This window comes from Mycobacterium bohemicum DSM 44277 (assembly GCF_001053185.1).
Classification (GTDB): domain Bacteria; phylum Actinomycetota; class Actinomycetes; order Mycobacteriales; family Mycobacteriaceae; genus Mycobacterium; species Mycobacterium bohemicum.
This window is the reverse complement of the sequence record NZ_CSTD01000001.1, coordinates 1691356-1714441: the sequence shown is the minus strand read 5'-3', so window position 1 is coordinate 1714441 and position 23086 is coordinate 1691356. Positions and strand designations below refer to the sequence as shown.

General features: G+C 69.8%; 21 protein-coding genes and 1 pseudogene. 13 read left to right on the top strand and 9 right to left on the bottom strand.

What is annotated here, in order from left to right:
- Nucleotides 1-25 precede the first annotated feature (25 nt).
- Nucleotides 26-274: a hypothetical protein gene (locus BN971_RS07815; RefSeq protein WP_085180328.1), complete on the top strand. Its 249-nt coding sequence runs from the start codon at nt 26-28 to the stop codon at nt 272-274.
- Nucleotides 275-283: 9 nt separating this feature from the next.
- Here BN971_RS07815 and BN971_RS07810 read toward each other — a convergent pair whose 3' ends face one another.
- The 4 genes from BN971_RS07810 to BN971_RS07795 are packed head-to-tail and all read right to left on the bottom strand — an operon-like array spanning nt 284 to nt 6363.
- Complete coding sequence (locus tag BN971_RS07810) at nt 284-1690, bottom strand: acyl-CoA synthetase (RefSeq protein ID WP_085180330.1); 1407 nt, start codon at nt 1688-1690, stop codon at nt 284-286.
- A 1-nt stretch (nt 1691) separates the two neighbouring features.
- A complete protein-coding gene (locus BN971_RS07805; protein ID WP_085180332.1) occupies nt 1692-2597 on the bottom strand; it encodes an alpha/beta fold hydrolase in 906 nt (301 codons plus the stop codon).
- 56 nt (nt 2598-2653) lie between these two features.
- Nucleotides 2654-4897, bottom strand: coding sequence for a CaiB/BaiF CoA transferase family protein (locus BN971_RS07800; protein WP_085180333.1), 2244 nt, complete (start codon nt 4895-4897; stop codon nt 2654-2656).
- The gene (locus BN971_RS07795; RefSeq protein WP_085180335.1) at nt 4894-6363 is read right to left on the bottom strand and encodes an aldehyde dehydrogenase family protein; all 1470 of its coding nucleotides are present in this window, start codon (nt 6361-6363) and stop codon (nt 4894-4896) included. The genes BN971_RS07800 and BN971_RS07795 overlap by 4 nt, the downstream gene beginning before the upstream one ends.
- Before the next feature lie 201 nt (nt 6364-6564).
- Here BN971_RS07795 and BN971_RS07790 point away from each other — a divergent pair, with 201 nt between their 5' ends.
- The 9 genes from BN971_RS07790 to BN971_RS07750 are packed head-to-tail and all read left to right on the top strand — an operon-like array spanning nt 6565 to nt 14358.
- Nucleotides 6565-7746, top strand: a complete 1182-nt coding sequence (locus tag BN971_RS07790; RefSeq protein ID WP_085180337.1) for a cytochrome P450 — start codon at nt 6565-6567, stop codon at nt 7744-7746.
- Between the two features lie 3 nt (nt 7747-7749).
- Nucleotides 7750-8934 (top strand): acyl-CoA dehydrogenase family protein, encoded by a 1185-nt coding sequence (locus BN971_RS07785; RefSeq protein ID WP_085180339.1) that lies wholly within the window; start codon nt 7750-7752, stop codon nt 8932-8934.
- Nucleotides 8935-8951: 17 nt separating this feature from the next.
- On the top strand, nt 8952-9500 hold the full coding sequence (locus tag BN971_RS07780; protein WP_085180341.1) for an FAS1-like dehydratase domain-containing protein: 549 nt from the start codon (nt 8952-8954) through the stop codon (nt 9498-9500).
- Nucleotides 9500-9898, top strand: coding sequence for a Zn-ribbon domain-containing OB-fold protein (locus tag BN971_RS07775; protein WP_085180343.1), 399 nt, complete (start codon nt 9500-9502; stop codon nt 9896-9898). The genes BN971_RS07780 and BN971_RS07775 overlap by 1 nt, the downstream gene beginning before the upstream one ends.
- Before the next feature lie 8 nt (nt 9899-9906).
- Complete coding sequence (locus BN971_RS07770) at nt 9907-11031, top strand: acyl-CoA dehydrogenase family protein (RefSeq protein WP_085180345.1); 1125 nt, start codon at nt 9907-9909, stop codon at nt 11029-11031.
- Entirely contained in the window at nt 11028-11489 is a 462-nt protein-coding gene (locus BN971_RS07765; RefSeq protein ID WP_085180347.1) for a MaoC family dehydratase, read from the top strand. The genes BN971_RS07770 and BN971_RS07765 overlap by 4 nt, the downstream gene beginning before the upstream one ends.
- The gene (locus tag BN971_RS07760; RefSeq protein WP_085180349.1) at nt 11486-12655 is read left to right on the top strand and encodes a lipid-transfer protein; all 1170 of its coding nucleotides are present in this window, start codon (nt 11486-11488) and stop codon (nt 12653-12655) included. The genes BN971_RS07765 and BN971_RS07760 overlap by 4 nt, the downstream gene beginning before the upstream one ends.
- A gap of 12 nt (nt 12656-12667) precedes the next feature.
- The gene (locus tag BN971_RS07755; RefSeq protein ID WP_085180351.1) at nt 12668-13738 is read left to right on the top strand and encodes a zinc-binding dehydrogenase; all 1071 of its coding nucleotides are present in this window, start codon (nt 12668-12670) and stop codon (nt 13736-13738) included.
- Entirely contained in the window at nt 13738-14358 is a 621-nt protein-coding gene (locus BN971_RS07750) for a TetR/AcrR family transcriptional regulator (RefSeq protein WP_085180559.1), read from the top strand. Before BN971_RS07755 ends, BN971_RS07750 begins: the two co-directional genes overlap by 1 nt.
- A gap of 39 nt (nt 14359-14397) precedes the next feature.
- On the opposite strand, the gene BN971_RS07745 is transcribed toward BN971_RS07750, so the two are convergent.
- Nucleotides 14398-14940 (bottom strand): TetR/AcrR family transcriptional regulator, encoded by a 543-nt coding sequence (locus BN971_RS07745; RefSeq protein ID WP_085180560.1) that lies wholly within the window; start codon nt 14938-14940, stop codon nt 14398-14400.
- Nucleotides 14941-15135: 195 nt separating this feature from the next.
- Between BN971_RS07745 and BN971_RS07740 the strand changes: the two genes are divergently transcribed.
- Together BN971_RS07740 and BN971_RS07735 are read left to right on the top strand one after the other, a co-directional pair.
- Nucleotides 15136-16350, top strand: coding sequence for a cytochrome P450 (locus BN971_RS07740; protein ID WP_085180353.1), 1215 nt, complete (start codon nt 15136-15138; stop codon nt 16348-16350).
- Nucleotides 16347-17408, top strand: coding sequence for a lipase family alpha/beta hydrolase (locus tag BN971_RS07735; RefSeq protein ID WP_308203739.1), 1062 nt, complete (start codon nt 16347-16349; stop codon nt 17406-17408). The genes BN971_RS07740 and BN971_RS07735 overlap by 4 nt, the downstream gene beginning before the upstream one ends.
- Nucleotides 17409-17533: 125 nt before the next feature.
- On the opposite strand, the gene BN971_RS07730 is transcribed toward BN971_RS07735, so the two are convergent.
- From BN971_RS07730 to pruA, 3 genes are read right to left on the bottom strand one after another with little or no spacing between them, the layout of a single operon-like run.
- On the bottom strand, nt 17534-18280 hold the full coding sequence (locus tag BN971_RS07730) for an MBL fold metallo-hydrolase (protein ID WP_085180355.1): 747 nt from the start codon (nt 18278-18280) through the stop codon (nt 17534-17536).
- A 10-nt stretch (nt 18281-18290) separates the two neighbouring features.
- A complete protein-coding gene (locus BN971_RS07725) occupies nt 18291-19265 on the bottom strand; it encodes a proline dehydrogenase family protein (protein ID WP_085180357.1) in 975 nt (324 codons plus the stop codon).
- 3 nt (nt 19266-19268) lie between these two features.
- On the bottom strand, nt 19269-20897 hold the full coding sequence (gene pruA / locus BN971_RS07720; RefSeq protein ID WP_085180359.1) for an L-glutamate gamma-semialdehyde dehydrogenase: 1629 nt from the start codon (nt 20895-20897) through the stop codon (nt 19269-19271).
- Between the two features lie 83 nt (nt 20898-20980).
- On the opposite strand from pruA, the pseudogene BN971_RS07715 reads away from it, so the two are divergent.
- Nucleotides 20981-22557 (top strand): annotated as a pseudogene (locus BN971_RS07715) (PucR family transcriptional regulator).
- A 6-nt stretch (nt 22558-22563) separates the two neighbouring features.
- Here the strand turns inward: BN971_RS07715 and BN971_RS07710 are convergent.
- The gene (locus BN971_RS07710) at nt 22564-23025 is read right to left on the bottom strand and encodes a hypothetical protein (protein WP_085180363.1); all 462 of its coding nucleotides are present in this window, start codon (nt 23023-23025) and stop codon (nt 22564-22566) included.
- Nucleotides 23026-23086: the final 61 nt, after the last annotated feature.

Sequence of the window (23086 nt, the reverse complement as noted above, 5' to 3'; positions counted from 1 at the left end):
TGACAATCCCGGAAGGGAGACTGACATGTCCAAGATCCGCACCTTGTCCGCCGGCGTCCTGTGCGCCGCCGGCCTGTCGCTCGCCGGACTGCTGGCCGGTCCCGCGGTGGCCAACGCCGCACCCGGCGTGCCGCCGACCATGCAGCCCGGTCACCCCGTGGCGGCCCCGATGCATCCGGTGCCGCCCCCGACGCACCCGATCTACCACTACGCCGACGACCTGACCCACCCGGTCTGGTCGGTCACGCACCCGTTCTGGGCGCTGGTGCCGTAGCCCGCCGGCTCAGCCCTCGGCCAGCAGTTGCTTCTTGAGCACCTTGCCCATGGCGTTGCGGGGCAGCGCGTCGACGATGCGCACCTCGCGCGGACGCTTGTGCACCGAAAGCTGCCCCGCGACAAAGTCGATCAGCGCGCCGGGCTCGGCCGAGCCGACGACGAACGCGACGATCCGCTGGCCGAGGTCCTCGTCGGGCAGCCCGACGACGGCGGCCTCCCGCACGCCCGGGTGCCCGAGCAGCGCCGTCTCGATCTCCCCGGCGCCGATGCGGTACCCGCCGGACTTGATCAGGTCGACGGACTCGCGCCCGACGATGCGGTGCATCCCGCCGCCGTCGACCACCGCGACGTCCCCGGTGCGGTACCAGCCGTCGGCGTCGAACGCCTCGGCGGTCGCGTCCGGCCGGTTCAGATAGCCGTCGAACATCGTCGGTCCCCGAACCTGAAGCCGCGCGACGGTCTCCCCGTCGCGCGGCGCCGGGTCGCCGTGGTCGTCGACCAGCCTGGTCTGCACGCCGGCCACCGGCAGGCCCACCCAGCCGGCGCGGCGCTCGCCGTCGGCGCGCGTCGAGAGCGTGATCAGCGATTCGGAGGCGCCGTAGCGTTCGACGGGCTGGTGTCCGGTCAGCGCGGCCAGCCCCTCGAACACGGGCACCGGCAGCGGTGCGCTTCCGGATACGAGCAGCCGCGCCGGGCGCAACGCTCGGGCGGCCGCCTCGTCGGCGACCACCCGCGACCACACCGTGGGCACGCCGAAATACAGGGTGCCGCCCGCCCCCGCACAAGCACCCGCATACCCGGCCGGGGTCGGTTTACCGGTGTGCACGAAGCGATTTCCGATCCGCAGCGACCCGAGCAGCCCGAGCACCAGCCCGTGCACGTGGAACAACGGCAGCCCGTGCACCAACACGTCCTCGGGCGTCCACTGCCAGGCCTCAGCCAGCGCGTCGAGGTCGGCGGCGATGGCCCGCCGGCTGAGCACGACCCCCTTGGGCAGGCCGGTGGTGCCCGAGGTGTAGATGACCATCGCGGTGGCGTCGGGTGACGGCTCGGGATAGCGGTGCCAGGATCGGGCGTGCAGTCGCACCGGGATGTGGGGCAGCCCCTCCGGTTCGTCCGGCACCGGACCCAGCCAGGCCTGCACGCGGGAGTCGGTGACCATGTGGCGGCGCTCGGCGGCGCCGACGTCGGCGGGCACCGGAACGAACGGCACTCCGGCGATCAGGCAGCCGGTGACGGCCAGCACCGTGGCCGCGGTCGGCGTGGCCAGGATCGCCACTCGCCGGGCGCCGGCGACGCGCTCGGCCACCGAGGTGGCGGCGCCCACCAGGTCGTCGCGGCTGAGCGCCGCGCCGTCGATGCTGACCGCGTCGGCGATGTCGGCGGCCGCGGGGTTCAGCGAAGCGAGCAGCACGTTACTGCTCGTCCCAGATCTTCATCAGGGTGGACAGGATTTCCTCACCACGCCCGAGGCCGCCCAGGTGGCTTTCGCCCGGCAGCACGATGAGCTCGGCATCGGGGAGCCGCGACACCACGTGCTCGCCGTGCGCGAACGGCACGATGTGGTCGCTGTCGCCGTGCCACCACCGGACCGGCACCTTGACCTCGTCCAGCCGGAATCCCCAGTCGCCGGTGAACAGGATGATGTCGTTGAACGGGGCCGCCAGCTGCTTGCGGCTGCCATTGAGCAGGTCGTCGAGGAACATGGCCCCGAACTCGGGCCGGGTCAGCAGGCGCCGGTCGCCTTCGGGTGAGATCGCGGCGTACAGATACAGCGCGGGATTCGCCACCGGGCGGATCATCCGGACGACGAGGCTGGCGCCGATCCGCAGCGGGTCGCCACCCAGTCGCAGCAGCGGAGCCACCCGCTTGCCCAGATTCATCAGGCCGCTGGCGATGCCTTCGTCGCCGAGGAACGGGGCGACGCCGCCGAGCACCCCGACGGCCACCACCCGATCGGGCAGCACCGCCGCGGAGGCGAGCGCGTACGGACCGCCGCCGGACAGGCCGATGACGGCCATCTTGTCGATGCCCAGCGTGTCGGCGATCGTCCGCAGGTCGTCGCCGAACGCCCGGATGTTCTCGTACCGATGCGGCGTCGAGGAACCGATGCCGGGACGGTCGAGACCGATCAGCCGGATGCGGTGCTGTTCGGCGTAGACGCGCGCTTCGACAGGAATCTGGCGCCGGGCCCCGGGTGTGCCGTGCAGCCAGAACATCGCCCGCCCTTGCGGGTCGCCGAACTCGGCGAAGCCGATCTGGCGGTCCTCGCCGACCGCGACGTTTCCTTCGAGCTTGGGCCGGGCGATCTCGATGACCATGCCACTAGCCTTCCATCCGCCGAACCGGTCACGGAAGGCGGCTCGTAGCGCTACGACTAGGCGTTCAGCACCCGCTCACCGATGACCCGCTCGGCCCGCAACGCGGCCAACTCGTCCGCGGAACAGCCCAGGTCGCGCAGGATCTCCTCGTTGTGCTGGCCCAGCGTCGGTGGGACGCCGCGGTGGTGACGCGGCGGCCCCGGGGTGATGCGGAACGGCCAGCCGGGGTAGCGGTGGGAGCCGGTGATCGGATGCTCGAACTCCTCGTAGTATCCGCGGGCCTGCAGCTGCGGAATGTCATACATCCCCTCCCCCGTGACGACTCGCTCCGCCGGGATGCCCTGCGCCCGCATAAGTTCCACCACGTCACCGGCCGCCCGTGTGCGGGTCCAGGCGGCGACCATCTCGTCGAAGACGTCATGGTCGACGCGCGGGTCGTCGGGCACGGACAGCGCCACCCAGCAGCCCTCGTCGCTGGTCGGGTAGACACCCTGCAGGTAGCCCCGCCGGCGGTTGCCCTCCCGCGGCGCCACCACCCCGTTCATCGAGTACTCGATCACCGGTTCGGCCGTCACACACGCCGCGACCTCGATCTGGGCGATCTCGATCAGCCGGCCCTCCCCGGTGCGGCGCCGGTGCTCGAGCGCCGCCAGCAGCGCGACCCCGGCGTGCACGCCGACGATGGGGTCGGCGGGCCCCTGCGGGTTGCACGGCGGGCCGTCGGGATATCCGGTAACCGCGGACATCCCCGCGGTCTGCTCGAAGTTCAGCGCCCAGCCGACGTAGTCGCGCCAGGGGCCCTGCAGGCCGTAGCCCGGCATCCGCACGGCGATCACGTCGGGCCTCAGCGACACCAGTGAGTCGTAGTCCAGGCCGAACTGCTCGACCACCCGCGGCGAGAAGTTCTCCACGACGACGTCGGCCCGCGCGGCCAGCCGGCGGGCGATGCCGAGGCCACGGTCCGAGGTCAGATCGAGTGTGAGGTCGCGCTTGTTGAGGTTGGTGCCCTGCCAGATGGGGCTGCGCTCGTACCAGTCGTCGCCCTCGTAGGCGAACGCCCCGGAGTAGCGGTGCCCGTCGGGACGCTGGATCGATTCCACCTTGATCACGTCGGCTCCGAAGGCACCCAGATAACACGTCAGGTACGCCCCGGCCCAGAAGGTGGTCAGGTCGAGCACCCGCAGGCCGGCGAAGGGCAGCGGACCCGGCGGCGTGTCCGCCGGGGGCGGTTGTGGGGCAGAGACTTTCGGGAACCTGAACGCCGGGCCCGGGCGCCGGAACGACCACCCCGGTCCACCCGCCCCGACGAAGAAGCCGCGTTCGGCGTACTGCGGACAGTCCAGCACCGTGGCGCCGTCGTTGACCGGGGAGGTCGGGATGCGCAGCGCCTGGCCGAGTTCGACGATCTCGGCGACGGTCTGACCGGCCAGCACCGGCTCCGCCTTGGCGAAGAATTCGTCGCGCTCCGGGCCGCCCAGCATGATCGCGATCTGCTGCTCGCCGTACTCGGGCAGGCCGAGCATCGCGCACACGTCGAGCCAGTGCTGACCGGTCAGGCAGTTGATGCCCACCCAGCCGTCGGCGGCACGCACCACGCCGAGCATGGGTGCCGACCGCAGATTCGCCGGCAGGCCAAGGCTTTTCATTCGCTCCGCCATCAGCATCGGATAGGGCAGCGTCGACAGCAGCGCCTCCAACTGCGACACGTCGACCTGCCTGACACCGCCGGCGGCAGGCAACCGCAGCGCCGTCAGCGCGCCCAGCGCACCGTAGGCGCCCGCGACGTACTCGGGGATGCGGGCGCCGACTTGCACCGGTGGGCGCTCGGGATCCCTGGCGCTGATCCATCCCGACGCCGCCTGCAGGGTCAGCGGGGTGGCACGCCGATCGCGCCACGGGCCGGTCTGACCGAACGCAGAGATGCGCAGCAGCACCAAGTTCGGGTTGAGCCGGTCCAGGTCGTCCGGGCCCAGCCCCCAGCCCTCGAGCGTCCCGGGGGCGAAATCCTCGACGAGCACGTTTGCTGCGGCGATCAGCTCGCGGGCGGCGGCCGCGTCGCCGGGCTGGTCCACGTCGAGTGTGGCGCAGCGCTTTCCGGCGTTGAGGTACTCGAACAGCCCGCTGCGCCGTGGATCGCGAAGCCCGTCCGGAAACGGGCCCCACCGGCGCAGCGGGTCCCCGGCCGGGGGCTCGACCTTGACCACGTCGGCGCCGAGGTCGACGAGAAGCTTTGCGGCGTAACAACCCGCGATCTCGGTGGTGAGTTCGACGACGTGGAGCCCGGCGAGGGGTCCCGTCATGCCGGGATCCCGATGGCCTTCACCTCCATGTACTGGTGCAGTCCGCTGACCCCGCCGCTCTCCCGGCCGAACCCGCTCAGTTTGAAACCGCCGAAGGGCGCGTCACCGGGCCCGACGCCGTTGACCGCGACCTGCCCGGTGCGCAGGCGACGGGCGACGTCGACGGCCCGGTCCACGTCGCCGCCCCACACGCCGCCGGACAGCCCGTAGCGCGAGTTGTTCGCGATCGCAACGGCGTCGGCGTCGTCGGAGTAGCGGAGCACCGACAGCACGGGACCGAAGACCTCCTCCTGGGCGATCCTCGAGTCCGGGTCCACGTCGGTGAGGATCGTCGGTTCGAAGTAGTAGCCGACGTCGAGGCCGGCCGGGCGGCCGCCGCCGGCCGCCAGTTTGGCCCCCTCGTCGACCGCGCCGTCGACGTGCGCCTGGACCCGGTCCCGCTGCGCCGCGCTGATCAGCGGACCCATCTGCGTCTCGGGGTCCCTCGGGTCGCCGACCTTGACGGCTCGCGCGAGCGCGACCAGCCGGTCGACGACGTCGTCGTGCAGCGAATCGGGCAGCAGGAGCCGGCTGTGCAGGATGCAGGCCTGCCCGGCGTGCAGCGAGCAGCAATCGAACAGCATCTGGCGCAGCATCTCGTCGGTCACCTGCGTGTCGTCCAGCACGATGCTTGCCGATTTCCCGCCGCACTCCAGCAGCAGGCGCTTCATCGAGTCACCCGCGGTCCGCATGACCTCACAGCCGACCGCCGAGCTGCCGGTGAAGCTGATCATGTCGACACGCGGATCGGTGGTGAGCAACTTGGCGGCCGGAATGCCGGATGGCGTAACGACATTCACGACGCCCGGCGGGATGTCGGTGTGCTCGTCGATGATACGGGCGAGCGCGAGGCCGGCGATCGGCGTCAGCGGCGACGGCTTGAGCACGACGGTGTTGCCGGCGGCGAGCGCGTTGTTCACCTTCATCACGTTGAGGCAGTGCGGGAAGTTCCACGGGGTCAGGATCGAAACCACGCCCAGCGGCTCGTGTCGCAGCAACGTCGTCCCGGCGCCGACCCCGGTGATCGGCTCGTCGGTCAACTGCGTGGCGAGTTGGGCCGCATACATGGACATGTATCCCGCGCCGTCGATCTGCATCATGCGCTCGTTCGCGACGCAGCCCCACTCCGCCTGCGACAGCGCGAAGAACTCGTCGGCGTGCTTGAGCAGGGCGTCGCCGAGCTGATTGAGGCACCGGGCGCGGCCCTCAGGTCCCATGGCCGCCCACGGCCCGCTGTCGAACGCGCGCCGTGCGGCGGCGATCGCCTCGCCGACCTGCGCGGCGCTCGCGTCGGGCGCGGTGCCGATGATCTGTTCGGTGGCCGGGTCGAGGTCGTCGTAGCGACCGTCCTCCGGCTCTACCCAGCTGCCGCCGATGTAGAGCTGGTAGGTGTCGAGAAGGGGACCCGGAGGTGGTAACTCGGCCATCTGATTCCTCACCGAACGTCGGTCATCTAGGCAGTCAGTGTTCACCCACGCCGTCCCGGCGTCAATCACCAATTCGCCGAATTCCACGCTATTTACTGTCGTTGGGCGCGTATTGACAGAAGCAGCGGGGCCGGAGTAGACACAACCTCGCAAGACACATTGGCACGATCTGTCGGATTCGCCTGGCGAGGGAGGCCTGCCGTGCAGACTACTTTTCCGCTGCACTCCCCCGACTTCTACGCGGGCGATCCCTACCCGGCGTACCGGGAGCTGCGGGCCAACATGCCGGTGTGCTGGAACGACGTCACCAACTTCTGGGCGCTGCTGAAATACGAGGACATCCGCTTCGTTTCGAGCAACCCGACGTTGTTCACCTCGACCAAGGGCATCTCGATCCCCGACCCGCAGCTGCCCAACCCGGTGCAGGAGGGCAACCTGATCTTCACCGATCCGCCGCGGCACCGGCAGTTGCGCAAGCTGATCAACTCCGGGTTCACCCGCCGGCGGGTGGCCGTGCTGGAGCCGAAGATCCGCGAGATCGTCCGGGGAATACTCGATGGCATCGAACCGGATTCGGTCCACGAGTTCGCCGAGGAGATCGCCGCGCCGCTGCCCACCCGGATGATCGCCGAGCTCATCGGCGCGCCGCCCGACGACTGGGAGCAGTTCCGGGCGTGGTCGGACGCGGCCACCGGAACGGCCGACCCGGAGATCGAACTCGACTCCCTGGTGGCCATGGGACAGCTCTACGAGTACTTCCAGAAGCTGATCGCCGCGAGGCGCAGCAGCCCGCGCGACGACCTGCTGTCGGTGCTGGCGCGCGCGGAGATCGACGGGGACCGGCTCACCGACGAGGACCTGCTCAACTTCTCGTTCCTGCTGCTGGTGGCGGGCAACGAGACGACCCGCAATCTGATCGCGCTGGGCACGCTGGCGCTGATCGCGCATCCCGACCAGTACCGCTTGCTGGCCGCCGATCCCCGGCTGATTCCGGACGCCGTCGAGGAGATGTTGCGCTGGAACAGCCCGGTGGTGCACATGGCGCGCACCGCCACCGCCGACGTCGAGATCCGCGGCCAGCGCATCGCCGAAGGCGAGACCGTCGTGATGCTCTACCAGTCGGCCAACCGCGACGAGGACGTATTCGGTGCGGATTCCGAGGAGTTCAAGGTGACCCGCCGGCCCAATCCGCATATCGCGTTCGGGTGTGGTGAACACTCCTGCATCGGTGCGCAATTGGCGCGCCTGGAGGCGTCGGTGATGTTCGAGGAGCTGCTGCGGCGATTCCCCAGGCTCGAACTCGTCGGCGACGTGGACCGGATGCGGGCCACGATGGTGCCCGGCGTGAAGCGGATGCCGGTGCGGTTCGAGAGCGCGAGCTGAGTCATGGAACTCGATTACACGCCCGAGCAGAAGCGGCTGCGCGCCGAGATCCGCGCCGCACTCGAACGCGTGATGACACCGGAACGCGTTGCGGCGATCGGCGACCGCGTCGAGGGCGGCCCGGAAGTGCGGGACTGCGTGCGCGCCCTGGGGGCGGCCGGCCTGCTCGGCGTCGGGTGGCCCAAAGAGTATGGCGGCCGCGGATTTTCGGCTATCGAGCAGTTCATTTTCGCCGAGGAGGCGCAGCGGGTCAATGCGCCGATCCCGCTCGTGACGCTCAACACCGTCGGGCCCACCCTCATGCAGTGCGGCACCGACGAGCAGAAACGACAGTTCCTCCCGGCGATCCTCGACGGCAGCGTGGAGTTCGCGATCGGCTACTCCGAGCCCGGCGCGGGCAGCGACCTGGCGTCGCTGCGCACCGCCGCGGTCCGCGACGGCGCGGACTGGGTGATCAACGGCCAGAAGATGTTCACCAGCGGCGCCGCGTACGCCGATTACATCTGGCTGGCGGCGCGCACGGACCCGAACGTCAAGAAACACAAGGGCATTACCATCTTCATCGTGCCGACGTCGTCGCCCGGCTTCTCCTGGCGGCCGCTGCACACCATGCCGGGTGTCTCCACGTTCTACACGTTCTACGACGACGTCCGCGTCCCGGAGAGCGCCATCGTCGCCGGGGAAAACCAGGGGTGGCAACTGATCACCACCCAGCTGAACTTCGAGCGCGCGGCCCTGGGCAATCTCGGCGCGATCGAGCCGCTGTTCGAGAAGACCCTGGACTGGGCCACCAGCACCGAACTCGACGGCGGGCGCGTCATCGAGCAGCCCTGGGTGCAGCTCGCCCTCGCCAGGGTCGAAGCCCAGGTCGCCGCCTACAAGCTGGTCAACACGCGGGTCAACGCCGCCATGACCAAGGGAGTACTTGGGATGGCCGAGGCGTCGGCCGCCAAGGTCTTCGGCACCGAGCTGACCCAGCAGGTCGCCCGCCAGCTGCTGGAGGTGCTCGACCGCAACGGGTCGCGCGCGGGCCCGGCGGCGCCGCTGCGCGGGGCGCTGGAGTCCGCCTACCGGTTCGCGGTCATCAACACGTTCGGGGGTGGAGCCAACGAGATTCAGCGTGACATCATCGCCATGGCCGGATTGGGGATGCCGCGAGCCCCTCGCGACCTTCGGGCCGCGCAATAGTCAGGAGGGCAAGACCTGTGACCGAGCAAGACTCCGAGTTGCACGCCAAGTTGCGGGCGCTCGTCGGCCAGCCCACCGGGGGGTCCGGAAAGCCTTCGGTGGCACCGGATCCGGTGAACCAACCGATGATCCGGCACTGGGCGCATGCCCTCGACGACATGAATCCGGTCTACCTCGATCCGGAGTTCGCGGCGACGACGCGGTTCGGCGGCATCGTGTCGCCGCCGGTCATGCTGCAAACGTGGACGATGCCCTCCCCCAAGCTGGAAGGGATCGGTGACCGCGGCGGCGCGCCCGTCGAGATCACCGGCAACCCGACGGCGTTCCTCGACGAGGCCGGCTACACCAGCACCGTGGCGACCAACTCGGAGTTCGAGATCGAGCGGTATCCGCGCCTCGGCGATGTCATCAGCGCGACGGCGGTATACGAGTCCGTCTCCGACGAGAAGAAGACCGCGCTGGGCACCGGCTTCTTCCTGACCTGGTTGACGACCTACACCGATCAGAACGGCGAGGTGCTGGGGCGACAGCGGTTCCGCGTGCTGCGATTCAGGCCGGCGAGCTGATGGCATCCCGGTTGGCGCCGGCGATCAGCCCGGACACCGAGTTCTTCTGGAGCGGGCTGCGCGAGCACAAGCTGTTGATCCAGCGCTGCAGCGGCTGCGGGGCGTTGCGCCACCCGCCCCGCCCCATGTGTCCCGCATGCCGTTCCCTGCAGTGGGAGGCCATCGAGTCGTCGGGCCGCGGCACGGTGTACAGCTACGTGATGCCGCACGAGCCCCGGTTCCCGTTCTTCGACTATCCCTACATCGTCGCGCTGGTGGATCTCGAGGAAGGGGTGCGGCTGGTGTCGAACCTGTGCGGCATCGACCCGGCCGACGTCACGGTGGGCATGCCCGTGCAGGTCTACTACGAGACCTTCGATAACGACCTGGTGTTGCACCAGTTCCGGCCCGCGGGATAGCCGGCGCAATGGATTTCACGTTCACCGAAGAGCAGGAGACGGTCGCCAAGCTCGCGAAAGACCTGTTCGAGCGCCGGGCCACCCCCGAGCGCCTGACCGAACTGGAAGCCGGCGAAGTCCGCTTCGACGCCGCGCTGTGGCAGGAACTCGCCGCCGCCGACCTGCTGGGCACGGCGTTGCCGGAGACCTTCGGCGGCAACGGTGGGGGCTTCCTGGAGCTCGCCATGCTGCTCGCCGAGGTGGGCAGGAGCGTCGCCCCGGTGCCCGCCTACGCGACGCTGGTGCTGGGCGCCGACGCGGTCGCGCGGCACGGAACGCCCGAGCAACAAAGACGATTGCTGCCCGGGGTCGTCGCGGGAAGCCGCATCCTCAGCGCGGGCCTGCAGGAGCCCGGCCGCTCCGACCCGACGCTCCCGTCGACCACCGCGCGGCGCGACGGGCCGGCCTGGCGGCTGGACGGGGTCAAAGAACTGGTGCCGGCCGCCCAGCTCGCCGATACGGTCCTGGTTTCGGCCGCCACCGACGACGGCGGCCCGGGTCTGTTCCTGGTGGCCACCGACGCCCCCGGCGTCGAGGTCCGCCCGGTCGCCACCACCGGCCGGGAACCGCACGCGGACGTATTCCTGGACGGCGCCGCCGTTTCCGCCGACGACCGGCTGCCCGGCGACGGATCGGCGATCGGTGCGCTGTACACCCGTGCGCTCGTCGGGCTGTGCGCCATCCAACTCGGCGTCGCGGAGCGCGCATTGCAGATCGCGGCCGAATACACCAGCGCGCGTGAGCAATTCGGGCGAGCGATCGGCAGCTTTCAGGCGGTGCAGCAGCGGATGGCCGACGCCTTCATCGACGCCGAAGCGATCCGGTGGACCACCTGGCATGCGGCCTGGCTGATCGCACGGGACCGACCCCCGGGTGAGGCTCGCCGGGCGGCGCGCATCGCGAAGTTCTGGGCCGCGGAGGCCGGTGCGCGGGTCGCCGCCACGGCCCAGCAGGTCCACGGCGGGATCGGCATCGATCTCACCTACCCGCTGCACCGCTATTTCCTCTGGGCCAAGCACAACGAACTGACGCTGGGACCCGCGTCGGCACAGCTGGCCAGTATCGGCGCCACCTATCCGGAAGGAATCCGATGAACCCCACGACAGCGGCCAAGGGCCGCACGACGCTCACCTGGGCCGACATCAACGTCGGCGACGAGGTGACCCCGCTGGAAATCCCGATCACCACGACGATGATCGTCGCCGGCGCGATCGCCTCGAGGGACTTCATGCCGGTGCACCACGACCGCGATTACGCCCAAAAGCAGGGCTCGCCGAATCTGTTCATGAACATCCTGACCACCAACGGATACTGCGTGCGCTTCCTCACCGACTGGGCCGGACCGGAGGCGATGGTCAAAAACCTGTCGATTCGCCTTGGCGTGCCGTGCTTTCCGGACGACCCGCTGCGATTCACCGGCAGCGTGACGTCCAAGAGCGAGGGCTCCGACGGTGAGAACTTCGTCGAAGTCACCTTCGCCGGCTCGAACAGCCTTGGTGATCACGTCTCGGGCACCGCGGTGCTGAGCCTGCTCGACGGAACGCGCGCATGACCAGCATCCTGCCGGGCGCCACCGCCATCGCGGGCATCGGCCAGACCGAGTTCTCCAAGGAGTCCGGGCGCAGCGAGCTCCAATTGGCCTGCGAGGCGGTCAGTGCCGCGCTCGACGACGCCGGCCTCGCGCCGAGCGACGTCGACGGCATGGTCACCTTCACCATGGACTCCAGCGACGAGATCGACATCGCCCGCAACGTCGGCATCGGTGACCTGAGCTTCTTTTCCCGGGTGCATCACGGCGGCGGCGCGGCGGCCGGCACCGTGGTGCACGCGGCGATGGCCGTCGCGACCGGCGTCGCCGACGTGGTGGTGTGCTGGCGAGCGTTCAACGAACGCTCCGGCATGCGCTTCGGCGGCAGTGGGCGCACCGACCTGGGGACCCCGTTGTTCATGGCGCACTACGCGCCGTTCGGATTGCTCACTCCCGCGGCCTGGGTCGCGATGCACGCGCAGCGCTACATGTCGACCTACGGCGTCACCAACGAGGACTTCGGCAGGATCGCCGTCGTCGACCGCAAGCACGCGGCCACCAATCCCGACGCCTGGTTCTACCAGCGCCCCATCACGTTGGAGGACCACCAGAATTCGCGCTGGATCATCGAACCCGTGCTGCGCCTGCTGGATTGCTGCCAGGAGAGCGACGGCGGGGTTGCGCTGGTGGTGACCAGCGCCGAACGCGCCCGCGACCTTCGCCAGCCGCCGGCGATCATAACGGCGGCGGCGCAGGGCGCGGCCGCCAACGGCGAGATGATGACGAGTTACTACCGTGAGGACATCACCGGACTCCCCGAGATGGGCGTGGTCGCCGAGCGGCTGTGGCGCGATTCCGGCCTCAAGCCGCAGGACATCCAGACCGCCTTCATCTACGACCATTTCACGCCCTTCGTGTTCGCCCAGCTCGAGGAGCTCGGGTTCTGCGGCCGCGGCGAGGCCAAGGATTTCGCCACCGTCGAGCGCCTGTCGCTGGGCGGGGAATTCCCGATCAACACCAACGGCGGGCTGCTCGGCGAGGCCTACATCCACGGCATGAACGGCATCACCGAAGGCGTGCGCCAGGTGCGGGGCACGTCGTACAACCAGGTCGACAACGTCGAGCACGTCCTGGTCACTTCGGGAACCGGCGTGCCCACCAGCGGCCTGATCCTCGCGCCGGCCGGCTGAGGGATCGCCACCATGCCCAAGCTCGCGCTGCTGTCGGCGCCCGGAGGCCCGATAGAGCTGGCCGATTTCCCGCTCACCGCGCCCGCGCCGGGCACCGCGGCGCTCAAGCTGCGCATGGCCGGCATCTGCGGATCGGACCTGCACATCTTCCGCGGCGAGCTGCCCCTGCCGTGCCCCTTCGCCATGGGTCACGAGATGGTCTGCGAGATCGCGGAATTGGGCGAGGGCCTGTCCACCGACGCGACCGGCCAGCCGCTGGCGGTGGGCGACCGGGTGGTGACGCCCTACTTCTGGTTCTGCGGGCAATGCCACGCCTGCGTGCGCGGCCGGTCCCACGCCTGCCAGAACCTGATGGCCGGCGAATACCGGACGCACGAGCACGAGCCGCATTTCGTGGCCGCGCACGGGGAGTACTACTACACCAGCCGACGACAGCCGCTGTACAAGGTGCCCGAGGGTCTCACCGACGAGGCCGTCGCACCGCTCAATTGCGCTCTCGCCCAGGTTCTTTTCGCGCTGCGCGACGTGCGGCTGGGTGACACTGTCGTCATCCAGGGCGCCGGCGGCCTGGGCATCAACGCCGCCGCCGTGGCGCGGACGGCGGGCGCGGCGGCCGTCGTCGTCATCGACAAGATCAACGAGCGCCTCGACGTCGCGGCCGACTTCGGCGCCACCGAATGCATCGACGCGAGCGGCATGTCGACCCACGAGGTCACCGAGCGGGTTCGGCAGCACACCGATGGCATCGGAGCCGACTGGGTGCTCGAGGTCGTCGGGGTGCCGGGCGTCATTCCCGAGGGGATCGGCTTTCTCAACAACGGCGGCACACTGCTCGAGGTCGGCAACGTCGGGATCGGGCGCACGTTCCAGCTGGACCCGAGCGCCCTGGTCTACGGAAACAAGTCGGTGCGCGGCGTGATGTTCTACGACCCGGTCACGCTGGCCATCGGCCTGTCCTTCCTGCAGCACACCGACTTTCCGTTCGAACGTCTGATGCCCAAGCCGTTCCGTCTTGCCGAAGTCAACGACGCGTTCGCGTCGGCCGATGCCGGGCTGGTGCCCCGGGGCGCTCTGGTTCCGTGATGAGTCAGGCTGCCGAGGCTTCCGGTCCCATCGCGGACACCCGCGAGCTGATCGTCGAGTCCGCCTACTCCTGTTTCAGCAGGCAGGGATTGGAAAAGGCGACGATCGTCGACATCGCCAGGACGGCCGGCGTGTCGCGCAGCACCGTCTACGAGTACTTTCCCGACAAGGCCGCCATCGTCGAGGCGTGTGCCGAAAACGCCTCGCAGCGGTTCTACCGCGAGATGACCAAGGCGATGGACGGCGGCACCTCTCTCGAGGACAAGCTGTGCCGCGCAGCGGTATTCGTGACCCGGGCGCGGCGCGTCATCGCGACCGAGAAGTACTTCGACGAAGACGCGGTCAGCCTGCTCTTGACCAAGGATGCCGCCGTCCTGCTTCGCGAGTGCGTGGATTTCTTCAAGCCGTACCTGTCGGCCGCCAGGCTGACCGGCGAAGTCCGCAAAGACCTCGACGTCGAGGCCGCCGCCGAGTGGTTCGCGCGCATTTTGTTCTCGCTGTTCAGCACGCCGTCCTCGACGCTGGACATGGACAATCCCGACGTGGTCGCCGAGTTCGTGCGCGCCCACGCGGTGCGCGGATTCGCCGGGGACCGTGCGCGGGCAAGGCGAGCGCAGTGACCGCGGGCGGCAGACCCGTCGGGGATGTTCGGTCGTCGCTCAGGTAGCGGGGCCCAGGAAGCGTTGCACCATGACTCGTTCGGCGACGGGGTCGTTCAGCGGCCAGCACCACAGCGCCAGGAAGACGCGGATGAGCCATTGCGCAGCGAGCGGGTCCGGGTTGTCTTCTCCGAGCATTTCCGCCGCGAGGTCGGTGACGACGGGCGAGTTCGTGATCCAGTCGCTGACCGCGGTCGTGGGTAGCGACCGCATGAGCTGGGCCAGCGGATCCGATTGCAGGCATTGCAAAGCCACGAGGGTGGCTGTCGCCACCCGGTCCGGGCCGCTGAGGCCTTTGATGGCGTCGCGCGCGGTGTCGACGATGCGCGCCGACTGGATCGCCACGACGGCGTCACGGATGGCCGCCTTACCGCCGGCATGCCGATAAATCGTCGCCGGCGAGCAGTGGACACTGGTCGCCAACGCCTCGATGGTGAAGGCCTCGTAGCCCTTGCGGGAGATGAGCTCGGCGGCCGCGGCGTAAATCCGTTCCGCGGCTTCGCTGCGGCGGTCCCGTCCCAGCAGCCAATCGTCGCGCGACATGACGATGTGCTCCTTCGGACCGCCGGCCGGTGACATACTTTTCTTAGCGTGAGAATTATTCAACACCTTTTCTCACACCTCTGCGCTGATGGTGCCACGTGGGCGATCCGGGACAGCCTCGGCCCCCGGTCGAGCCGTGCCTCAACTTTGTCGCACCCCGTTGACGCCGCGGACGGGCGCATTCAGCCTGAACTCATGACGGTCGTCGATGATCCGATTCAGCTCTTCGGCCACGAGGCGCTCCAGGACCCGTATCCGTTGTATGACCGCATGCGCGCCCAGGCACCGGTCCGGCGGATCGGCGATTCGGTGTTCTACGCCGTCTGCGGGTGGGACGCGGTGCAGGAGGCCGTCGACCGGGTCGGCGACTTTTCGTCGAACCTCACCGCGACCATGGTCTTCGGCGAGGACGGCACCGTCACCCCGTTCGACATGGGGCCGGTCGGGGGTGCCGCGCACGCGTTGGCCACCGCGGACGACCCGGCCCATGCGCTGCACCGCAAGATCCTGCTGCCGCACCTGTCGGCCAGGCGGGTGCGGATCATCGAGCAGTACGCCGTCCAGACCGCCGAACGGCTGTGGGAGCAGAACCTGCAGGACGGCCGCATCGAGTGGATGAGCGCCGTCGCCAACCGGCTGCCCATGATGGTGGTCGCCAGGCTGCTGGGCCTGCCCGATGGCGACGTCGACACATTGATCCGGCTCGGCTACGCCACCACCACCCTGCTCGACGGGATCGTGACGCCCGCCCAGCTCGAGGAGGCGTTCGCTGCGGCGTTGGAGCTGTCCGGCTATGTCTTGGAACATTTCGAAAGGGCAAGCGCCAGTGCCGAAGACGGCTTGATCGCCGATCTGGCCGCCCGTTGCCGCTCGGGTGAGCTCGAGCAACTGCCGGCGCTGGGGATCATGCTCACACTTTTCAGCGCCGCCGGCGAATCGACGGCGTCCCTGCTGGGCAGCGCGGCGTGGATTCTCGCCGATCGTCCCGACATCGCGCAGCGGGTGCGCGAGAATCCCGAATTGCTGAACAGTTTCATCGAAGAAACGCTGCGCGTCGAACCGCCGTTTCGCGGGCACTACCGGCACGTGCTGCGCGACACCACGCTGGCCGGCGTCGAGCTGCCCGCGAATTCCCATCTACTGCTCATGTGGGGAGCCGCCAACCGCGATCCGGCGCATTTCGAGGCGCCGGACGAGTTCCGCCTCGACCGCACCGGCGCCAAGAGCCACCTGACGTTCGGCCGGGGCGTGCACTTCTGCGTCGGGGCCGCGCTGGCGCGCCTCGAAGCCCGAATTGTGTTGGGCCACCTGCTGAACCGCACGACCTGGTTCGAGGCGATCGACGTCGGCGAATGGTTGCCCAGCATCCTGGTCCGGCGGCGCACGCGGCTGCAGCTGGCGGTGCGATGACGGGTGGCCTCGTGCGACGGGCCCTGATGCTGACCGCGGCGGTGGTGGCGGCGACGACGATGCTGTCGGGCTGCGGCGGTTCCGGGGAGAAACGCGCGGCGTCGCAAGCGGTCGTCATCGTCTCCGGCGGCGCCGCGACGAGCCCCTTCACCACGCCCGACCAGGCGTGCGCGACCGGGCTGGCCGCGGGCAACACCGACACCGCGATCCGCGAGGACCTGCTCAAGCACGGCTACAAGGTGTTCACCTCCCCGGCGATGGCCGGCCGCGGCCAGGTGGTGGACCAGACCGGCTTCGGACCGTTCGGGACATGCCCGATCACCTTGCCGGAGAACATGACCGTCAACTCCACCGGCAGCATCGACACCGCCGGTGAGCATCTGGCCCGGTTTCTGACGTACCTGCACACCGACAAGGGCATCGACGACGTCGACCTGATCGGACACTCGATGGGCGGGCTGTACTCGCGCGCCGCCATCCGGGTGCTGACCACGACGAACTTCCCGGTGCACGTCCGCTCGCTCACCACCGTCGGGACGCCGTGGCAGGGGTCCTATCTGTCCGATTACGCCAATGACGCCCTGCCCCTGACGGACTGCGCCGGCGACCAGTTCTGCGAGGGCGCGATGAAGGATTTCAAGACCGAGGTGCTGCGCCTGGTGGCCGGTTCCGGTCGCGAGGTCAACCAGGCATACCTGATGGGGAGAGACGGCTGGAACCAGTTCCAGGCGGGCGTGCTGGACAAGATCCCGGTGGTGCTGGTCGGCGGCAAGAAGTTCACCCGGGCGGGGCAGGTCAACCCGATGGTGTGGCCCAACGACGGGATCGTGGCGCTGCGTAGCGCGCTGGCGGTCGACATTGCCGATCCGGTGCTGCCGCACCGCCGCTGCTACACCTACGACGACACCCACAGCATCTTCGTGTCGAGCGCCGCCGGGCTGGACTGGAAGACCGCCCTCACCTGGGATCCGCAGGTCCTCGACGTCCTGCGCACCGCGATCGACGATGCGCCGAAAGCCCTGCAGGGCACCAACCGCGAGGGCTGCCCGTCTTCGTAAGCGCTCGAGTGTGAACTCAGGGCTTCGCGGGTGAACCCAGGGCGGGATTTCGGCGATTTTCCCGCCCTGGCTTCACTTTCGATGCCGCGGCTTCACTTTCGATGCGCCGGCGCCCGTCGGCCCACTCAGCGGCGCTGCTCGGCCCAGACCGCCCCGCCGGCATGCACCGGCCGGCCGTGGCCGGGCAGCAGGTGGGCGACCGGGAGCTCCTCGAGGCGGTCGCGGGTGACCGCGGCGCTGGCGGCGTCGACGATTTCCGGCGTGTGCCAGACCTTTCCGCGCGTCGTGAGCACGGCGTCGCCGGACAGCAGGGTCCGGGTGGTCGAATTCCACAGCGCGATGCTGTCGTCGGTGTGGCCGCTGGCATTGATCACGGTCCAGTCCGGGGCACCCGGCAGGGGGTGGCCGTCATCGAGCCCGCCGCGAGGCGACGCCCCCCTCCAGCGCATGCCGGCCGGGGTGCCGTATCCGGCCAGCCGGGCCCCGGTCAGCAGGCCCGTTAAGCCCATCCGGTCGAACGGCTGGTCCACCATCGTCGGCCAGATGCGCGCGGCTTTGGCCGGCGTCGGCGTGCGCGGCTTCAGCCCGTCCAGATAGGTGAGCGTGACGGCGGGCAGCCAGATCGGCGCGCGGTGTCGCGCGGCCAGTTCGGCCGCGCCACCCACGTGGTCGCTGTGCCCGTGCGTCGCCACGACGGCATGCAAGGTGCCGCCGAGCCGCTCCAGGACCGGCGTCACGTCCCTGACCGCGCGCGGCAGCCCGGCATCGACGACCACCAGGCCGTCGTCGCCGCGCACGACGTAGCAGTTGAAGATCCACCGCGAGAGCCGGGTGACGCCGAGATCCGGCATGTCGTCGACGATCAGGGCCATAGGCCAGACGCTACGCCCCGGCGTGCGAATCCCGATGCGTCAGCGCCCGCAGGAAGAACATCAGGTTGGCCGGCCGTTCGGCCAGGCGACGCATGAAGTAGCCGTACCACTGGGTGCCGAACGGCACGTACACCCGGAGCCGGTTGCCCGCGCCGGCCAGCCGCAGTTGTTCGCCATCGCGGATGCCGTACAGCATCTGGTATTCGAAATCGCTTGCGGCACGGCCCGCGTCGCGCGCCAGCGCGGGCACCGCCGCAATGATCTCCGGGTCGTGGGAGGCGACCATCGGGTAGCCGGAACCTGCCATCAGCACCCGCAGGCAGCGCAGGTAGGAATCGGTGACCGCGGCGGGGTCGCGGTAAGCCACCGACGCCGGCTCGTCATAGGCGCCCTTGCACAACCGGACCCGCGCACCCGCGAGATCCCGGCAATCGCCGAGCGTGCGCCGCAGGTATGCCTGCAAAACCACGCCCAGCCAGGGGAAGTCGGCGCGCAGGTCGCCCACGATGGACAGCGTCGACTCCGCCGTCGTGTGGTCCTCGGCGTCCACCGTCACCCACACCCCGGCCCCGACGGCGGCCGCGCAGATCGCGTGGGCGTTCTCCCGCGCGATCTTTTCCCCGTCCCGTTCCAGCGACCTGCCCAGGGCCGACAGCTTCACCGACACCTCGAGCGGCGGGGCGTCCGTTTCGCCGCGGTCCCCGAGCCGGCCCAGGCGGTCGATCAGGTCCACGTAGACCGCCACCGCCGCGTCGGCGTCATCGGCGCGGGTGACATCCTCGCCCAGGTAGTCGACGCTCACGTACCGGCCCGACTCCCGCAGCGTCGCAACGCCGGCCAGCGCGCCGGCGAGGGTCTCCCCGGCGACGAACCGCCGCACCACCTTCCGGGTGACCGGCAGCCGTTGGACGCCGCGGCGCAGGCCGTCCCGGCGGGCGGCGGCCAGGATCACGGGGCGGACCGTGCCGGCGAAGAGGGCGGGCATCGCTCACGAACCCATGTGCGGGTAGGTGTGATCGGTGGCCGGGACGAACGTCTCCTTGATGGTGCGCGCCGAGGTCCACCGCAACAGGTTCAGCACCGACCCGGCCTTGTCGTTGGTGCCCGAACCGCGCGAACCCCCGAAGGGCTGGCGCCCGACCACCGCGCCAGTCGGCTTGTCGTTGACGTAGAAGTTGCCGGCGGCGAACCGCAGCCGGTCCTGGGCGGTCAGCACCGCGTCGCGGTCGTCGGCGATGACGGCGCCGGTCAGCGCGTAGCGCGAACCGCCGTCGATGACGTCGAGGATGCGGTCATAGTCATCGTCGGGGTACACGTGCACCGACAGCAGCGGGCCGAAGTATTCGGTGGCGAAGGCCTCGTCGCCCACGTCGTCGGACAGCAACACCGTGGGACGCACGAAATAGCCCACGCTGTCGTCGTATTCGCCGCCCACCGCGATGGTGACGGCACCGCTGCCCTTCGCCCGTTCGATGGCGTCGACGTTCTTGACGAACGCGCGCCGGTCGATCAGCGCGCCACCGAAGTTGGCCAGATCGGTGACGTCGCCGTAGCGCAGGCCGCCGGCGATGCCCAACAAGTCGTCGCCCATCCGCCGCCACACCGACTGCGGTATGAACGCGCGCGAGGCGGCCGAACACTTCTGGCCCTGGTAGTCGAATGCGCCGCGGATCAGCGCGGTGCACAACACATCCGGGCGCGCCGAGGCGTGGGCGACGACGAAGTCCTTGCCGCCGGTCTCGCCCACCAGCCGCGGATAGCTTTGGTAGCGGCTGATGTTGGCGCCGACCCGCTGCCACAGGTGCTGAAAGGTGGCCGTCGACCCGGTGAAGTGGATGCCGGACAGCCGCGGGTCGGCCAGCGCCACATCGGACACCGCGAACCCGTCGCCGGTGAGCAGGTTGATCACCCCGGGCGGCAACCCGGCGGCCTCGAGCAATTGCATGGTGAGGTACGCCGACAGGGTCTGGGTGATCGACGGCTTCCACACCACGGTGTTGCCCATCAGCGCCGGTGCGGTCGGCAGATTGCCCGCGATCGAGGTGAAGTTGAACGGGGTGATCGCGTAAACGAATCCGTCCAGCGGGCGGTAGTCGCTGCGGTTCCATTCCCCGGGCCCGCTGATCGGCTGCTGGGCCAGGATCTGGCGGGCGAACGCGACGTTGAACCGCCAGAAGTCGACCTGCTCACAGGGCGAGTCGATCTCGGCCTGGTAGGCGGACTTGGACTGGCCGAGCATCGTCGCGGCGGCGATCTTCTCCCGCCACGGGCCGGCAAGCAGGTCGGCGGCCCGCAGGAACACCGCCGCCCGCTCGTCGAACGGCATTGCCGCCCAAGGCGTTTTGGCCGCCATCGCGGCCTCGATCGCCGACGTGGCGTCGGCGTGCACCGCGTTGGTCAGGGTGCCCAGCCTGGCGGCGTGGCGGTGCGGCTGGACGACGTCGATGCGCTCGCCGTCGCCCATCCGGTGCCTGCCCGCTATGACGTGCGGCAGGTCGATCGGGCGGTCGGTGAGCGCGGCCAGTTCGTTCAGGAGCCGGGCGCGTTCCGGGGAGTGCGGGGCGTAGTCGTGGACCGGCTCGTTGGCCGGCACCGGCACCTGGGTGATCGCGTCCATGGAGCCAGGGTCCTCGCGCGCGTCGGAGATTGGTTTAGCCGATTGCACAGGATGACACCGACTTACTAGTACGATCGGACAATATGCGCGAGGGCGGTGTGGGGCTGGGCCGGCTGGTGCTCGCGCTCGATACGACGCTGGTCAGCCTGGTCGAGGCCCCGCGGGGCCTGGACGTCCCGGTAGGCTCGGCGGCCCTCATCGATGCCGACGACGTTCGGCTGGGGCTCGCCGTCGCCGCGGGCGCGGCCGACGTCTTTTTCCTGCTGGGGGTGAGCGATCGCGAGGCGCTGCGGTGGATCGCCGAGCAGGCGCGCACGCGGCCGCCGGTGGCGGTCTTCGCCAAGGAGCCGTCCGATGCGTTGGTCACCGCGGCCGTCGCGGCCGGGTCGGCCGTGGTGGCCGTCGAACCGCGGGCCCGTTGGGAGCGGCTGTACCACTTGGTCAATCACGTGCTGGAGCATCACGGGGATCGCGCCGACCCGTCGGACGACTCCGCCACCGACCTGTTCGGCCTGGCGCAGTCGCTGGCCGACCGCATTCACGGCATGGTCAGCATCGAGAACGCCCAGTCCCAGGTGCTGGCCTACTCGGCGTCCGATGAAGACGCCGACGAACTGCGCCGCCTGTCGATCCTGGGCCGGGCAGGGCCGCCGGAACATCTCGAGTGGCTGGCCCAATGGGGCATCTTCGACGCGCTGCGCGCCGGCGGCGAGGTGGTGCGCGTGGCCGAGCGCCCGGAGTTGGGGCTGCGGCCGCGACTGGCCATCGGGATCTACCAGCCGCCGCCGGCCGCGCGGCGACCGCCGGTGTTCGCCGGAACCATTTGGGTGCAACAGGGTTCGGCGCCGCTGGCCGAGGACGCCGAGGAGATCCTGCGCGGCGCGGCGGTGCTGGCCGCGCGGGTCATGACGCGCCTGGCGGCCCGGCCGTCCACGCATGCGCGACGCGTGCAGCAACTCCTCGGCCTCACCGACTCAAAAGCCGACGCACCCGCCATCGCGGGCGAACTCGGCCTGACCGTCGACGGCGCCGCCGCGGTGATCGGCTGGGCCACCGGCGAACCCCGTCCCGCGCGGCTCGCCGACGTCCTGGCGTTGAGCGCCAGCGCTTTTCGCGATGACGCGCAGGTGATCTCGCACGCGTCGCGGATCTACACCGTGTTCCCCCATGCCGCGACGCCCCGCGCGGTCACCTCGTGGGTCCGCGGCACGATCGGCACGCTGCGAACCGAGCTCGGCGTGCAGCTGCGAGCGGTCGTGGCCCAGGTGGCCAACCGAAGGTGTGGGACGTTGCGTTCGTCGGTCAGCGTCCAGCCGTGCATCTGGGCGCTGAGCGGCATCCGCTTTCGATCGAACCGGTGACGTCGCTGGCCGAGGCCCGCACCACCGTGCTGCTCGACGAGATCGTCAGCCTGGTCGGCGCCGACGACCGGCTGGTCGACCCCCGGATCCGGGATCTGCGGGCGCGGGACCCGGCGCTGGCCGAGACGCTTCGGACGTACCTGGACAGTTTCGGCGACGTCGCCGCGGCCGCCCGGTCGTTGCGGGTGCACCCCAACACCGTGCGCTACCGGGTGCGGCGCATCGAGCAGCTGATGTCGGTCTCGCTGGCCGATCCCGATGTGCGACTGCTGTTTTCGCTGGGGCTGCGGGTGGGCTGACGGGCGCTATCCCCCGCGCAGCTGGTCGGCGATGCTGAAGCCGTTGCTGTCGCTGCGGTGCTCGTTCATGTTGCGGCACTCGCCGAAGAGCTGGACGGCCCCGTCGGCGCCCTGGAACGGGCTGACGCCGATGGATGCCATGACACCGCCCTGGTGGATCACCGCACCCGGCTCGTGCCGGCCCGGCGGGGCACCGGGCGACCAGCCGTTGGCCACCATCGTCTTGGCGACCTGGTCGAAGTACGCGGCGTGGTCGACCCCGGGGGGCACCGTGAACGTCATATCGACCCGCCCGCGGTAGGGCGGCTGCCCCTGGTCGTTGCAGGATTCCCAGCTGAATCCCCCCGAAGGGTCTTGCAGCCCGGCCACTTTGGCGATCTCCTTGGCCGGATCCACGACCTGGGCGATGGCCTGCTGGTCGGACAGCGGGTGCTCGGGGTGGTCGGGGTCGTGTCTCGACGGAAACATGGCAGAGCATCCTCCCAGCACGGCGGCGGCGGTGACGGCGGCGACGGCGACCGGCCGCGGC

Bases quoted from the DNA above. Each gene is read 5' to 3' on its own strand.
- BN971_RS07815 (WP_085180328.1), top strand. From the start codon at position 26: ATGTCCAAGATCCGCACCTTGTCCGCCGGCGTCCTGTGCGCCGCCGGC.
- BN971_RS07805 (WP_085180332.1), bottom strand. From the start codon at position 2,597: ATGGTCATCGAGATCGCCCGGCCCAAGCTCGAAGGAAACGTCGCGGTC.
- BN971_RS07800 (WP_085180333.1), bottom strand. From the start codon at position 4,897: ATGACGGGACCCCTCGCCGGGCTCCACGTCGTCGAACTCACCACCGAG.
- BN971_RS07795 (WP_085180335.1), bottom strand. From the start codon at position 6,363: ATGGCCGAGTTACCACCTCCGGGTCCCCTTCTCGACACCTACCAGCTC.
- BN971_RS07785 (WP_085180339.1), top strand. From the start codon at position 7,750: ATGGAACTCGATTACACGCCCGAGCAGAAGCGGCTGCGCGCCGAGATC.
- BN971_RS07775 (WP_085180343.1), top strand. From the start codon at position 9,500: ATGGCATCCCGGTTGGCGCCGGCGATCAGCCCGGACACCGAGTTCTTC.
- BN971_RS07770 (WP_085180345.1), top strand. From the start codon at position 9,907: ATGGATTTCACGTTCACCGAAGAGCAGGAGACGGTCGCCAAGCTCGCG.
- BN971_RS07765 (WP_085180347.1), top strand. From the start codon at position 11,028: ATGAACCCCACGACAGCGGCCAAGGGCCGCACGACGCTCACCTGGGCC.
- BN971_RS07760 (WP_085180349.1), top strand. From the start codon at position 11,486: ATGACCAGCATCCTGCCGGGCGCCACCGCCATCGCGGGCATCGGCCAG.
- BN971_RS07755 (WP_085180351.1), top strand. From the start codon at position 12,668: ATGCCCAAGCTCGCGCTGCTGTCGGCGCCCGGAGGCCCGATAGAGCTG.
- BN971_RS07750 (WP_085180559.1), top strand. From the start codon at position 13,738: ATGAGTCAGGCTGCCGAGGCTTCCGGTCCCATCGCGGACACCCGCGAG.
- BN971_RS07745 (WP_085180560.1), bottom strand. From the start codon at position 14,940: ATGTCGCGCGACGATTGGCTGCTGGGACGGGACCGCCGCAGCGAAGCC.
- BN971_RS07740 (WP_085180353.1), top strand. From the start codon at position 15,136: ATGACGGTCGTCGATGATCCGATTCAGCTCTTCGGCCACGAGGCGCTC.
- BN971_RS07735 (WP_308203739.1), top strand. From the start codon at position 16,347: ATGACGGGTGGCCTCGTGCGACGGGCCCTGATGCTGACCGCGGCGGTG.
- BN971_RS07730 (WP_085180355.1), bottom strand. From the start codon at position 18,280: ATGGCCCTGATCGTCGACGACATGCCGGATCTCGGCGTCACCCGGCTC.
- BN971_RS07725 (WP_085180357.1), bottom strand. From the start codon at position 19,265: ATGCCCGCCCTCTTCGCCGGCACGGTCCGCCCCGTGATCCTGGCCGCC.
- pruA (WP_085180359.1), bottom strand. From the start codon at position 20,897: ATGGACGCGATCACCCAGGTGCCGGTGCCGGCCAACGAGCCGGTCCAC.
- BN971_RS07710 (WP_085180363.1), bottom strand. From the start codon at position 23,025: ATGTTTCCGTCGAGACACGACCCCGACCACCCCGAGCACCCGCTGTCC.